General features: G+C 69.8%; 13 protein-coding genes and 1 tRNA gene. 7 read left to right on the top strand and 7 right to left on the bottom strand.

Annotated features, from left to right (window positions below):
- Nucleotides 1-103: 103 nt before the first annotated feature.
- Both G472_RS35590 and G472_RS39885 read right to left on the bottom strand, forming a co-directional pair.
- The gene (locus G472_RS35590) at nt 104-1,324 is read right to left on the bottom strand and encodes an EAL domain-containing protein (RefSeq protein ID WP_035693714.1); all 1,221 of its coding nucleotides are present in this window, start codon (nt 1,322-1,324) and stop codon (nt 104-106) included.
- 136 nt (nt 1,325-1,460) lie between these two features.
- Nucleotides 1,461-2,033, bottom strand: a complete 573-nt coding sequence (locus tag G472_RS39885; protein ID WP_211100255.1) for a Rossmann-fold NAD(P)-binding domain-containing protein — start codon at nt 2,031-2,033, stop codon at nt 1,461-1,463.
- 422 nt (nt 2,034-2,455) lie between these two features.
- Between G472_RS39885 and G472_RS37630 the strand changes: the two genes are divergently transcribed.
- The 4 genes from G472_RS37630 (at nt 2,456) to G472_RS38410 (ending at nt 4,625) form a co-directional block, all read left to right on the top strand.
- Nucleotides 2,456-3,052: a DUF3429 domain-containing protein gene (locus G472_RS37630; RefSeq protein WP_051341278.1), complete on the top strand. Its 597-nt coding sequence runs from the start codon at nt 2,456-2,458 to the stop codon at nt 3,050-3,052.
- Between the two features lie 127 nt (nt 3,053-3,179).
- A complete protein-coding gene (locus tag G472_RS0125355; RefSeq protein ID WP_029010618.1) occupies nt 3,180-3,389 on the top strand; it encodes a cold-shock protein in 210 nt (69 codons plus the stop codon).
- A gap of 268 nt (nt 3,390-3,657) precedes the next feature.
- Nucleotides 3,658-4,191, top strand: coding sequence for a translation initiation factor IF-3 (infC, locus tag G472_RS0125360; RefSeq protein ID WP_029010619.1), 534 nt, complete (start codon nt 3,658-3,660; stop codon nt 4,189-4,191).
- A gap of 53 nt (nt 4,192-4,244) precedes the next feature.
- Entirely contained in the window at nt 4,245-4,625 is a 381-nt protein-coding gene (locus tag G472_RS38410; RefSeq protein ID WP_245593577.1) for a DUF6481 family protein, read from the top strand.
- 652 nt (nt 4,626-5,277) lie between these two features.
- Here G472_RS38410 and G472_RS0125370 read toward each other — a convergent pair.
- The 3 genes from G472_RS0125370 to G472_RS0125380 all read right to left on the bottom strand — a co-directional run bounded on the left by G472_RS0125370 (nt 5,278) and on the right by G472_RS0125380 (nt 6,562).
- Nucleotides 5,278-5,368 (bottom strand) — tRNA-Ser (locus tag G472_RS0125370).
- Nucleotides 5,369-5,437: 69 nt separating this feature from the next.
- Nucleotides 5,438-5,674, bottom strand: coding sequence for a DUF2061 domain-containing protein (locus G472_RS35610; protein WP_051341280.1), 237 nt, complete (start codon nt 5,672-5,674; stop codon nt 5,438-5,440).
- Nucleotides 5,675-5,776: 102 nt separating this feature from the next.
- Nucleotides 5,777-6,562, bottom strand: coding sequence for an alpha/beta hydrolase (locus G472_RS0125380; protein WP_029010620.1), 786 nt, complete (start codon nt 6,560-6,562; stop codon nt 5,777-5,779).
- Between the two features lie 41 nt (nt 6,563-6,603).
- On the opposite strand from G472_RS0125380, the gene G472_RS0125385 reads away from it, so the two are divergent.
- The 3 genes from G472_RS0125385 to infC (G472_RS0125395) all read left to right on the top strand — a co-directional run bounded on the left by G472_RS0125385 (nt 6,604) and on the right by infC (G472_RS0125395) (nt 10,575).
- A complete protein-coding gene (locus G472_RS0125385) occupies nt 6,604-7,818 on the top strand; it encodes a glycosyltransferase family 4 protein (RefSeq protein ID WP_029010621.1) in 1,215 nt (404 codons plus the stop codon).
- 186 nt (nt 7,819-8,004) lie between these two features.
- Complete coding sequence (gene thrS, locus G472_RS0125390) at nt 8,005-9,963, top strand: threonine--tRNA ligase (RefSeq protein WP_245593599.1); 1,959 nt, start codon at nt 8,005-8,007, stop codon at nt 9,961-9,963.
- A 123-nt stretch (nt 9,964-10,086) separates the two neighbouring features.
- Nucleotides 10,087-10,575 (top strand): translation initiation factor IF-3, encoded by a 489-nt coding sequence (gene infC / locus G472_RS0125395; protein WP_425388007.1) that lies wholly within the window; start codon nt 10,087-10,089, stop codon nt 10,573-10,575.
- 163 nt (nt 10,576-10,738) lie between these two features.
- Here the strand turns inward: infC (G472_RS0125395) and G472_RS0125400 are convergent, their stop codons facing one another.
- Both G472_RS0125400 and G472_RS0125405 read right to left on the bottom strand, forming a co-directional pair.
- Nucleotides 10,739-11,647, bottom strand: coding sequence for a DMT family transporter (locus G472_RS0125400; RefSeq protein WP_245593578.1), 909 nt, complete (start codon nt 11,645-11,647; stop codon nt 10,739-10,741).
- Between the two features lie 12 nt (nt 11,648-11,659).
- Nucleotides 11,660-13,168, bottom strand: a complete 1,509-nt coding sequence (locus G472_RS0125405) for an aldehyde dehydrogenase (protein ID WP_029010625.1) — start codon at nt 13,166-13,168, stop codon at nt 11,660-11,662.
- Between the last annotated feature and the right edge of the window lie 175 nt (nt 13,169-13,343).

Raw genomic sequence — 13,343 nt, forward strand, 5'->3', positions numbered from 1 at the left:
CTGTCCGCCGCCGCGAACAACCCCTTCCCGCCGGCATCGGCCGAATGCCCCGGGCGGTCCGGCGAAACGCCGATCCGACGAACGGCCGAACAGCCGCAGCGGTTCAGCCCGGTTTGCGCGCCGGACGCGGTTCGCCGAACAGGTAGCCCTGGCCGTAGTCGATGCCGAGGTCGAGGAGTTCCACGAGCTGGGCCTCGGTTTCGATCTTCTCGACGATGACGTCGATGTCGTGCTCCTTGCAGGCGCGCAGCAACGCCCGGACGCGCGGGCGCACGGCCGGGTCCAGCAGGCGGGCGCGGTCGAGCTTGAGGTAGCGGAAGTCCCGCCGCGCCAGCGCGTCGACGTCGATGGCGTCGAGGTCGCGGACCTGGTCCATGGAGAATCGGAAGCCGGTGCGGGCAAGCTGCGCCAGGATGGCCAGCGTCGCCCCCTCCCCCGTCCCCGGGTCGTCCTGGCCCAGCTCGAACACCAGCTTGGGCACCAGGGTCTGGTTCTGCGCCATGCAGTGCAGGAACTGGCGCATGAACTCGCCGTCGCCCAGGCTGGCCGGCGCGATGTTGCAGAAGAAGGCCACCGGGTGCCCGCGCCGCTCCGTCTCGCGGATGAGCTGGATGCAGCGCATCAGCAGCAGGTTGTCGATGGTGGCGATCAGCCCCTCGCGTTCGGCGATGGCGATGTAGCGGTCGGGCAGGATCTGCGACCCGTCGCGCGCCCGCACCCGCGAGTAGACCTCGTAGAACCGGTGCTTGCGCTGGGGCAGGCTGACCACCGGTTGCAGATGGATGTCGATGCGGTCGGCCTTCAGCGCGTCGCGCACCGCCTCCAGGACCGAGGCGTCGTCCAGGGCGGCCCCGTCCGGCCCGCTCGCCTCCGGCGGAGCAGCGGCGGCGGCCACCACCGGTGGCGCCTGCACGGGAACCAGCGGCTGTGCGGCCGCCGTGCGGCGGTCGTGCAGCCGGCTGACCAGGGAGTGCAGGAGCTTCATCTCCTGCATCATCGCGTCGTAGCGCACGCCGCCCTCGGCGCTGCGCGCCGCCGCCAGGGCCGCCTCCAGGCGGGCCACCTCGGCGCGCTGGCGGCCGAGGTCCCCGCTCAGCGCCTCCACCGCCTCGGCGAGGCGGGACAGGCGGCGGCGCAGGGCATGCTCGCGCCCGCGCCGGTTGACCGCCTCATGCACCAGCCCGCCGCCCAGCACCACCGCGGCGCCGGTCAGCCAGCCCACCAGCGGGTCCGACTCCGGCCGCATGTAGGGCAGCGCCCACCCCAGCGAGACGCCGGCGACGGTGTAGGCGAGCGCATAGACGGCGTGGATCAGCACGGTCATGGGGCAACGTCACCGTTCAGGTCGCGTCGGCCCCACCTTGCGCCGGGCTGCTTACCGGGGGGTTAAATCGCGCACGCACGGGCCGGGGGACCGGCGATCATCGGCCGGAGCCGCATCGGATCGGTTCTGTCCTTCATCATATACTCCCGCGCCGCTTCACGCCTCCAGGCATGACAGCGGTGTAAGAGCCGGACCGGCGGCGGTCGGGAGGGTGAGCGGACACAGGAGGCGGCCCCGCGAACCTATCAACGCCGACGCGCCGGTGCATCTCTTCCCTCCCGCCGCCATCGACGTCAGTACGGCAGGCGCCGGCCGTCCCGGGCGAAAACCCGCCGCTGTCGGCCGGGGCCAGCGCGTCCGGCACGCGCAGCGGGTGCACCGCGGCCTGATCCGACGTGAACAGCCGGCCGTGCGGGACGCCGACCCGGAACGGCCCGGACAGCGCGGTGTCGACGGTGCCGGGGTGCGGGGCGACGCACAGCGCGTCCGGCCGGGTGCGCACCAGTTCGATAAAGGCCATGCGGATGAGTTGGTTGAGCGCCGCTTTGGTGGCCCTGTAGCCGTACCAGCCGCTCAGCCGGTTGTCGGCGATGCTGCCGACCCTGGCCAAGACGGCGGCAAGGACAGCGCTCCCCCGGCGCGGCAGCAACAGCAGGAAGTGCTTGGCGACCAGAGCCGGCCCGACGGCGTTGACGCGGAACAGGTGCACCAGGGCGTCCGGATCGAGCGCGCGCCGGGTCTTTTCCGGCTGCCCCCGTCACCATGCAGAAGCCCGACCGCGACAAAGACCAGGTCTGCCGTCCCCGCCGATTCCGCCGCGGCAGCGATGGACGCCTCGCCGGTCACGTCGAGCGTGCCGGTGGTGAGCCGCACGGCGGGCTCGGCCAGCCGCCGCCGCGTCATCGCAGCCCCGATACCGCCCCCCCCCCCCGCACCCACGACGACGGCGCGGATGGGGTAGTCGAAACCGGTGAGGGCGGGCGGGGGCGAATCGGCGGCGGTCATGCCAGAGACCCGGGCCGCCCCTGCCCGACGGCCAGGAGCGCGGACGAGCCATGACCGGTGATCCGGTAGGCCGCGTCGGGCGTACGGGTGCGGGCCGATTCCACGTGCAGGGCGGAAGGACGGACGATGAGTGCGGCGACGGGTGGCGCAGCGGGGACGGTCCGCCTCCTCTCCTATCTCGGCCTCATTCCCTTCGCGGCGGGCAGCGCGCCGGCGTGGGGGCTCGACGGGCCGCTGCGGGCGGAAGCGGTGCGAGCCGTGACGGTCTACGGCGCCGTCATCCTGTCCTTCATCGGCGCGGTGCACCGGGGCCGGGTGCTCGCCGCCCCGCCGGACGAGGAGCGCGCCGCCGCATGGCTCATGTGGGGCGTGGTCCCCTCCCTGTTCGGCTGGACGGCCATCCTGCTGCCGCACCCGGTGACCGTCCCGGCGCTGATCGCCGCGCTGGCGCTGGCTTGGGGCGCCGACCGCCGTGCCGTGGCAAGCGGCCGGCTGCCGACGTGGTACGGGCGGATGCGCGACCGCCTGAGCCTGCTGGTGGATCGTGCCCCGAGGCGTAGTGTAGGAGTTGGGTCGCTCTATTGGTCTCCGGCTGGTCTGGCCGGCATGGTCAGGCGGCCACCGTGGGCCGGTTCTCCACAGATCGTGTACCACCTCCCCGGACACCGCCTGCGCGGACCACTCTCAGTTTCCGCTTGTAAGAAGCTGTGCCAGTCCCGATAATGGTGTAATCGAAGATGCTATGGGTTATGTGTGTTCCAGCCTCAATTTTGGGTCTGGGTCTCTTCCCGCAGTGAATTTGATGCTCCCCTCATGTGGGGCGGGGCAACGCCAGAAAGGGAACTGACCCATGGCTAATGGTACCGTGAAGTGGTTCAACTCGACCAAGGGCTTTGGCTTCATCCAGCCGGATGACGGCACGGCAGACGTTTTCGTCCACATTTCCGCTGTCGAGCGGGCGGGCATTGGCAATCTCAATGAGGGCCAGAAGCTCTCGTTCGAGGCCGTGCGCGATCAGAAGCGGGGCAAGGTGTCGGCCGAAAACCTGCGGGCGCTCTGAGCGCCACGGGCTTGGTGATGGGAAAAGGGGCGGCTTTGGCCGCCCTTCACGTCTCCGATCCTGACGTGTGTCCGCGCACGCATGCTCTTTTCGAACCAGGCCAGAATGTTGCATCGGTGTGCTACGCGCGTCGGCAAGAGAATTTGCATGACTGCTTGGTCACTCTCGATCAGCGGCATTCGTATGACGCCGGAGTGGTCGCGACCCTCGCGCCCCGGTGCTGACGCCAGTCCCGGGGCACTCCCAGCAACAAACCCAGGAGACGGACATAGCCAAGCTCTATGACGCGGAACCCGTCCGCGAAGGCCCACGTCTTAACCGCGAAATCACGGCCCGCACAGTGCGCCTCGTGGGCGCCGACGGCGAGATGATCGGCATCGTGTCGCTGCGCGACGCTTTCAATGCCGCGGTGGACGCCGAACTCGATCTGGTCGAGATCGCACCGCAAGCCGAGCCCCCTGTCTGCAAGATCCTCGACTACGGCAAATTCCGGTTCGAGGAGCAGAAGAAGGCGAACGAGGCGCGTAAGAAGCAAAAGATCATCGAGTTGAAGGAGATCAAACTCCGCCCGAACATCGATGACAACGACTACGATGTGAAGATGCGCGCCGCCACCCGCTTTCTCGAAGAAGGCGACAAGGTCAAGCTGACCATGCGATTCCGCGGGCGTGAGATGGCGCACCAGGATCTCGGCATGAACGTGCTCATCCGCGTGCGGGACCAGCTGCAGGACATCGCCAAGGTGGAGCAGATGCCCCGCGTCGAGGGCCGCATGATGGTCATGGTCATCGCCCCGCGCTGATTTCCGGCATTCCTGTGAGGGGGGCTGTCGATCTGCGGCAGCCCCGGACCGGCGTGAGCGCCGTCATTTCTACGAAACGGATCGAGATGAACAGTTTTAAGAACACGGATTTTGCCGACCGGCTGCGCGCGTCCGCCAACGCGAAGAAAGCCATGGTGGAAAAAATCCGTGCCCAGCCCGGCGTGAACGATCCGGCGTTTGCTGAACGGGAAGCGGCCCGGCAGGCCATCCGCATCGCCCGCGACGCCCGCGCCGCGGAACGCAAGGCCGCGCTTGCGGCCCAACAAGCTGCCGCAGAAGCTGAGCGGGCAAGTCGAGAGGCCTCCGAGGCCCTGGAGGCTGCCGAGCAAACTGCCCGTGAGGTTGCCTTGGAAGCTGAACGCAAAGCCTCCCGCGATGCCCGCTATGCGGCACGGAAAGCCCGGAAGCGATAGCCAGTATTACCGCAGCCCGGGTTTGAAGCTTGTCACGCCGAAGGCGGCTGATAGCTTCCATTGAACCGCTCCGGGAATCCCGGTGCGGTTCACGGGAGGGGCGCGCTCCCACGTTGGATGATCTCATCGAGGAGCTAAGGTCCTTGAGCATTCCCAAGGAGGAGCACTATCTCCCCGAGCCTCCCAGCGACCGGACCGTCGGAAGCCTGCGGTTCACAATCGAACAGGAGCAGGATTAAGCGTGGCCTCGAAACTACAGAAGGCACGGACGGGGTGGAGATCGTCGGCAATAAGGTGGCCTTCGGAATTCAGGTAAAGGATTCGCATCTGATCGACCCATTCGCGCCAAACTGACAAGGGCGTACTAGCTGAGAGACATTGACGTCACCACACCGTCATCTCGCCATCAGATGCAAGCCGATATGACCAGTGACCCGCATTTTTTGAAGTCGCTGCGCGACCACGCGGGGTCAATCAACTCGAAAGTGGCAGAGGACTCCAGGGCACAGAGCCGATTCGCGCCGCAACCGGCCGGCGAAAAACACCGCTCCGCAAACGGGCTTGCGCCGATACACAAACCCGATCCACATTGGGCCTGGACGCCGTTCCCGACGCCGGCTGAAAGCGGCCGGAATCCTGGCCGGAAGATGTATGGCGGAGGGAGAGGGATTCGAACCCTCGATACCCTTTTGGGGTATACTCACTTTCCAGGCGAGCGCCTTCGACCACTCGGCCACCCCTCCGCGGAGCCCGGACCATAACGATCCGGTTCGACCCGCGCAAGGGGTTTTGTCAGCCGTTTGCGCATCACATCACGCGGCCGCCGCGTGCATCCCGCCGGCCGGCGCGGGGGCGGCGGAACGGCCCGGGCCGGCGCGGCGGGCGGTCCAATTGGCCCAGGCCTTCTCATGCAGGTGATAGGCCACCGTGTTGACCATCGGCTCGACCAGCGCCACCAGGCCGCCGATGGCGACGCTGCCGGTCAGCGCATAGGCGACCGTGAAGGCGACGGTAAAGTGCACGCAGGCGAAGCTGAAGGTCTTGGTCATGGCCGGATCTCCCACCCTGTCCGGTTTGGCGATGCAGCGAATCTAGCCACCCGTCACGTCAACGGTCCAATCGATTGTTCCAACCGTTTCAATAACTCCTCCCTATCGCACCAGTTCGCCGACCGCGCGGGCGATGAGGTCCAGGTCGGAGTCGCGGGACAGGCGGTGGTCGCCGTCCTTCACCAGGGTCAGGCGCACGTCGGCCGTGGTGAGGGCCTCGGCCAGGCGCACGCTGGTCTGCCACGGCACGTCCTCGTCGCGCATGCCGTGCAGCAGGCGCACCGGGCCGGCAAAGGGCACGGGCGCGCGCAGCAGCAGGTGGTTGCGCCCCTCCTCGATCAGGGTGCGGGTCACCGGCTTCGGTGTGTCGAAATAGGCGGAGGGCCGGTGCCAGCGGCCCTCGCGCAGGATGGTGGCGCGGGTGGCCTCGTCCAGGCGCGCCCAGATCAGGTCCTCGGTGAAGTCGGGCGCCGAAGCGATGCCCACCAGGCCGGCCACCCGCTCCGGCCGCTGCCGCGCCACCAGCAGCATCATCCAGCCGCCCATGGAAGAACCGACCAGCACCTGCGGCCCGCGCGGCACCGCGTCCAGCACGGCCAGCGCGTCGTCCAGCCATGCGCCGATCGTTCCATCCTCGAAACGGCCGCTCGAGGCGCCGTGGCCGCCGTAGTCGAAGCGGGTGAAGGCGATCCCCTCCGCCACCGCCCGAGCCTCCAGGGCGCGGGCCTTGGTGCCGGTCATATCGGACATGAAACCACCGAGGAACATCACCCCCGGCCGGCCGTCGCCGGGGCGGCCGGGGGTGTGACGATAGGCTATGGTGGCGGCGCCGCGCCTCAGGCTATGGTGCGCGCCGTCTTCCGGAACGGCCGTGGCGGATCGGGTCATGGTCGGAGGTCCCGGAGGGTCAGGAGACGCGGAGCGCGCCCATGGAATCGGACAGCCACCTTAGCACCGGCCCGCAGGGGCGCAACCCGGACCCCGTGTTCGGCGGCCCCGGCCGGCGCCCGCCGGTGGTGCTCCAGGTCCTGCCCACCCTGGTCACCGGCGGCGCCGAGCGCGGCTGCATCGATGTGGCCCTGGCCCTGGCGGAGGCCGGGGCGACGCCCCTGGTGGCGTCACAGGGCGGCCCCATGGCGCACGAGCTGGACCGCGCCGGCATCGCCCACCTGGTGCTGCCGCTGGCGTCGAAGAACCCGCTGGTGATCCGCCGCAACGCCCGCCGGCTGGAGCGCATCATCGCCGACTTCGGCGTCGACATCGTGCACGCCCGGTCGCGCGCCCCGGCGTGGAGCGCCTGGCTGGCCTGCCGGCGCACCGGCGCGCGCTTCATGACCACCTTCCACGCCCCCTACAACTTCTCCAACGGGCTGAAGCGCTGGTACAATTCCGTCATGGCGCGGGGCGAGCGGATCATTGCCATATCGGAGTTCGTGCGCGACCACATCCTGGCGTCCTACGCCGTCGATCCCGCGGTCATCCGCGTCATCCACCGCGGCATCGACCCCGCCGTCTTCGCGCCGGAGCGGGTGGCCACCGCCCGCATGGTCCAGCTTGCCACCCGCTGGCGCCTGCCCGAGGACCGGCCGGTGGTCCTGCTGCCCGGCCGGCTCACCCGCTGGAAGGGGCAGACGGTGCTGCTGGACGCCCTGGCGGCGCTGGGCCGGCGCGACGTCCATTGCCTGCTGGTGGGGGCCGACCAGGGCCGCATCGGCTACCGCCGCGAGCTGGAGGAGCAGGCCAGGCGCCTCGGGCTCGACGGGCAGGTGCACATCACCGACCATTGCAGCGACATGGCCGCCGCCTACCGGCTGGCCACCGTCGTGGTCTCCGCCTCGCGCGAGCCGGAAGCCTTCGGCCGCGTCATCGTCGAGGCGCAGGCCATGGGCAAGCCGGTCATCGTCACGGCCATCGGCGCCTACCGGGAAACCGTGCTGCCCGGCGAAACCGCCCGGGTGGTGCCGCCCGACGACGCCGGCGCCCTGGCCGGGGCGCTGGGCGAGATCCTGGCCCTCACCGATGAGCAGCGCGAGGCCATCGGCGAGCGCGCCCGCGCCTTCGTCGCCGAACGCTACACCCGCCAGCGCATGTGCGCCGACACCCTGGCGGTCTACGCCGAACTGCTGGACACGGCGCGGCGGTAAGGCGCCCCGGCGACCGGGTGCCGCACCCCCGCGGGCTGGCATCCGGCGGCGCAAGCGCCTACATACCGCCTTTCCGACCGTGCCGGCACGGGCGAAACCATGGCGCTGCGCTTGACACCCCGCGCAACGCCTTTAGAGTTCCGCGTCCCGGCGCCCATGGCCGGGACGCGTTGCAACGTGATTACGGTGGTACCGGTGTCGTCCAACATTGCCATCACGCTGCCCGACGGCAGCGTGCGCGAATTCGACCGTCCGGTCACGGGGGCGGACGTCGCCGCCTCGATCGGGCCGCGCCTCGCCAAAGATGCGCTTGCCGTCAAGGTCGACGGCACCATCCGCGACCTCACCGCGCCGATCACCGGCAACGCCCGCATCGAGATCGTCACCCGCAGCCACCCCGACGCGCTGGAGGTGATCCGCCACGATGCCGCCCACGTGCTGGCGGAGGCGGTGCAGGCCCTCTACCCCGGCACCCAGGTGACCATCGGCCCGTCCATCGCCAACGGCTTCTATTACGACTTCGCCCGCGACGAACCGTTCACGCCCGACGATCTGGAGCGGATCGAGGCGAAGATGCGCGAGATCGTCGCCGGCGACGTCCCCATCGTCCGCGAGGAGTGGGACCGCGATCAGGCGATCCGCTACTTCAGGGACATCGGCGAGAAGTACAAGGCGGAGATCATCGCCGACCTGCCGGAGAGCGAGACCATCTCCGTCTACCGCCAGGGCGCGTGGCTGGACCTCTGCCGCGGCCCGCACGCGCCGTCCACGGCGAAGGTCGGCACCGCCTTCAAGCTGATGAAGGTGGCCGGTGCCTACTGGCGCGGCGACCACCGCAACGCCATGCTCCAGCGCATCTACGGCACCGCCTGGCGCGACGAGAAGGAGCTGAAGGCCTACCTCACCCAGCTCGAGGAGGCGGAGAAGCGCGACCACCGCCGCCTGGGCCGCGAGATGGACCTGTTCCATCTGCAGGAGGAGGCCGCCGGCTCCGTCTTCTGGCACGCCAAGGGCTGGCAGCTCTGGCGCTCCCTGGAGACCTACATGCGCACCCGGCTGGAGCGCGCCGGCTACATCGAGGTGAAGACCCCCCAGCTCATCGACCGCACCCTGTGGGAGCAGTCGGGCCACTGGGAGAAGTTCCGCGAGAACATGTTCACGGTGCAGGCCGACGAGGACAAGACCCTCGCCGTCAAGCCCATGAACTGCCCCGGCCATGTCCAGATTTTCCGCCAGGGGCTGAAGAGCTACCGCGACCTGCCCATGCGCATGGCGGAGTTCGGCGCCTGCCACCGCAACGAGCCGTCGGGCGCGCTGCACGGGATCATGCGCGTGCGCGCCTTCACCCAGGACGACGCGCACATCTTCTGCACCGAGGACCAGATCACGTCCGAGAGCATCGCCTTCTGCAACCTGCTGCTGGCGATCTACAAGGACTTCGGGTTCGGGAACGTGCTGGTGAAGTTCTCCGACCGGCCGGCCAAGCGTGCCGGGTCCGACGCCACCTGGGACAAGGCGGAGGCCGGCCTGAAGGCCGCCTGCGACGCCGCCGGCCTGGCCTACGAGCTGAACCCCGGGGAGGGCGCCTTCTACGGCCCGAAGCTGGAGTTCACCCTGGTCGACGCCATCGGCCGGCAGTGGCAGTGCGGCACCCTGCAGCTCGACTTCGTGCTGCCGGAGCGCCTCGACGCCTCCTACATCGGCGAGGACGGGCAGCGCCACCGGCCGGTGATGCTGCACCGCGCCGTCCTCGGCTCGTTCGAGCGGTTCATCGGCATCCTGATCGAGCATTACGCCGGCCGCTTCCCGCTGTGGCTGGCCCCGACCCAGGCGGTGGTGGCGACCATCACCAACGAGGCCGACGGCTACGCCGCCGAGGTGCTGGCGGCCCTGAAGGCCCGCGGCATCCGCGCCGTGCTCGACACCCGCAACGAGAAGATCAACCTGAAGGTCCGCGAGCACAGCTTGCAAAAGGTCCCGGTCCTGATGGTGGTGGGCAAGCGCGAGGCGGAGGAGCGCACGGTCGCCTTGAGGTACCTCGGCGGGAAGGATCAGGAAGTGCTTGCCCTGGACGCCGCACTCGATAAACTGTCACTCAGCGCGCGTTCGCCCGCCGGCGATGCCGCGCCCGATTTGCCGTTCTGAGAACCAGCCTGCGAACGGGCCACCGCATGGGGCGGCGGCCTGCGCGGGCTGCAACCAGCTAAGGGAGAAGAGTCCATAGCCAGGATACCGACCGAAGCCGCTCCGACCCGCGAAGGGCCGCGGGTGAATCGTGAGATCACGGCGCGTTCCGTCCGTCTCGTCGGCGCTGATGGCGAGATGGTGGGCGTTGTTTCGCTGCGCGACGCACTTATGGCCGCCGAAGACGCCAATCTCGACCTGGTCGAGGTGGCGCCGCAGGCCGAGCCTCCGGTGTGCAAGATCCTCGATTACGGCAAGTTCAAGTTCGAAGCCCAGAAGAAGGCTGCCGAAGCGCGCAAGCGTCAGAAGATCATCGAGGTGAAGGAGATCAAGCTCCGTCCCAACATCGATGACAACGACTATGACGTGAAGATGCGCGCCGCCCGGCGTTTCCTTGAAGAGGGCGACAAGGTCAAGGTGACCATGCGCTTCCGCGGACGCGAGATGGCGCACCAGGACCTGGGCATGAACGTGCTGATGCGCGTGCGCGACCAACTGGACGAACTGGCAAAGGTCGAGCAGATGCCGAAGCTCGAAGGCCGCCAAATGGTCATGGTCATGTCCCCGCGGTAACGGGACCCGGCACCGCGCACGCCGCCTGACCGGACCGGCCCCACCGGGGGCCGGCAAGCACGGTTTTTGGTTGTTCCGCTGGTGGTTGATCGGCAGGAGCCCGCCCTCACCGGCGGGCTCTTTTGCTGTCCACCCTGCGCATCACGGGGACACGCGACGGGCTTCAGCGGTTGACGATCAGCATCACGCCGGCCACCGCCAGCCCGGCGCCGATCCAGGCGCCGGCGGCGGCGGGGCGGCGGGTGACGATCCACAGCAGTGGCAGGATCAGCACCGGGCTGGTGGCCGACAGGGTGGCGACCACGCCGGCCCGCCCGTGCGCCAGCCCGATCATCAGCAGCGTCATGCCCAGCCCGATGCCGATGATGCCGTTGACGACCACCGGCCCCAGCACCGCCGGCTTCAGCGCCGCGGCGATGCCCGCGCGCTGCGACGGCCGCAGCCCGTACGCCAGCAGCAGGGCCGCCGCCGTGCCGACGCGCACCGCCGCCGCCGCCACGGGGTCGGTGCCGTCCGCCATGGCCGGCTTGGCGATCACCGACCCGGCGGCCTGGCACAGCGCCGCCACCAGGCACACCGCCACGCCGATGCCGATGCCGCCCTGCACCGCCTCCCACCGGTGGGTGGCCGGTTCGCGGGCGCGGTAGAACACGGCCAGCATGACCCCGGCGGTCACCAGGGCGATGCCCGCCAGCGTCGTCACCGCGAACCCCTCGCCCAGCGCCGCCCAGCCCAGCAGCGCCGTCATCGGCGCGTTGGTGGCGTAGACCACGGCGTTGCGCCGCGGCCCCAGGCGGCTGAGCGACCAGAACAGCGCGACGTCGCCCATGACGATGCCGACCACGCCCGACAGGGCCAGCAGCGCGGCGTCGCGGGCGGTCAGCGTCTCCCAGCCGCCCAGCACCGTCACCGCCGCCGCCAGCAGGACGAAGACGATGGACAGCCGCACGCGGTTGAAGGCGACGGAGCCGATGGCGCGCACCGGCCCGATGGCGATCAGGCCGCTGACCGCCCAGCACAGCGCGGCACCCAGCCCGCCCAGGTTGGCGAGCATTACCGAATCGAAGGTCATGGAGGGGCGTGTCTAGCGCAGGCGCATCCAGGTGGTTTTCAGCTCGGTGTACTTGTCCAGCGCGTGCAGCGACTTGTCGCGGCCGATGCCGGACTGCTTGAAGCCGCCGAACGGGGTGGTGATGTCGTCGGCGTCGAAGCAGTTCACGTACACGACTCCGGCACGCAGCGACCGCGCCACGCGGTGGACGGTGTTGACGTCGTCGCTCCACACCGCCGCCGCCAGACCGAACGGGCTGTCGTTGGCCACCGCCACCGCCTCCTCGGCGCTGTCGACGGTGATCACCGCCAGGACGGGGCCGAAGATCTCCTCGCGCGCGATGCGCATGGTGTTGTCGACGCCGTCGAACACGGTGGGCTGGACGTAGCAGCCGCCGGTCTCGCGGCGCACCCGCTCGCCGCCGGTCAGCAGCGCCGCTCCCTCCTCCCGGCCGACGTGGATGTAGCCGAGCACGCGCATGGTGTGCGTCTCGTCCACCATCGCCCCCATGCGGGTGGCCGGGTCCAGCGGGTCGCCCGGCTGATAGGCGGCGGCGTGCCCCAGCAGGCGCTCCATCACCCGGTCCCTGACCGCCCGGTGCAGGATCAGGCGGGACCCGGCGGTGCACATCTGGCCCTGGTTGAAGAAGATGCCGGAGGCCGCCGCGTCGGCCGCCGCCTCCGGATCGCCGCAGCCGTCCAGCACGATGTGCGGCGTCTTGCCGCCGCACTCCAGCCCCACCCGCTTCATGTTGGACTGGCCGGAGTACTGCAGGAACAGCTTGCCGGTTTCGGTGGAGCCGGTGAAGAACACCCCGTCCACGTCGGGGTGCAGGCCCAGCGCCTTGCCGGCGACGGGGCCGAAGCCGGGCACCACGTTGAAGACGCCGTCGGGGATGCCGGCCTCGGCCGCCAGCTCGGCCAGGCGGAGCGCGGTCAGGGGCGACTGCTCCGCCGGCTTCAGCACCACGGAGTTGCCGGCGGCCAGGGCCGGAGCGACCTTCCAGGCGGCCATGATCATGGGGAAATTCCAGGGCACCACCGCGCCCACCACCCCCAGCGGTTCGCGCGTCACCAGGGCCAGCGAGTCGGGCGCGGTGGGGGCGATCTCGCCGTACACCTTATCTATGGCCTCCGCGTACCAGCGATAGCAGCGCACCGTCGCCGGCACGTCCACCGCCAGGCTGTCGGCGATGGGCTTGCCCATGTCCAGAGTTTCCAGCAGTGCCAGCTCCTCTGCGTGCGCTTCGATCCGTTCGGCGAAGGCCAGCATCAGCGCCTTGCGCCGGGCCGGCGCCAGGGCGCGCCAGCGCCCGTCCGCGAAGGCGGCGCGGGCGGCGTGCACCGCCGCATCCACGTCCTCCTCCGCGCACTCCGCCACCTCGGCCAGCGTGCGCCCGTCGATCGGGCTCATGGCCGCGAAGGTGCGCCCGGATACGGCGTCGACGAACCGCCCGTCGATGAAGGCGCGGCTGCGGATGCGCAGCCCCCTGGCGCGGGCGCGCCAGTCGGCGGAGGCGGGGGCCGGCGGCGGGGTGGTCATGGCGGTGCGTCCTTCTCACGGCGGTGCGGGCGCCATCATGCCGCCGCCGCGCCACGGTGCACAAGCGCGCGACGGGGCACCGGGGCCGATCTGCCACGGCTGCGCACCCCCGGCGCCACCCCGCCGCTGCCATACGATCGCATGTGCACCGTGTAATTTCCGATCTTTCTCTTGT

The organism is Azospirillum halopraeferens DSM 3675, from assembly GCF_000429625.1.
GTDB classification, from domain to species: domain Bacteria; phylum Pseudomonadota; class Alphaproteobacteria; order Azospirillales; family Azospirillaceae; genus Azospirillum; species Azospirillum halopraeferens.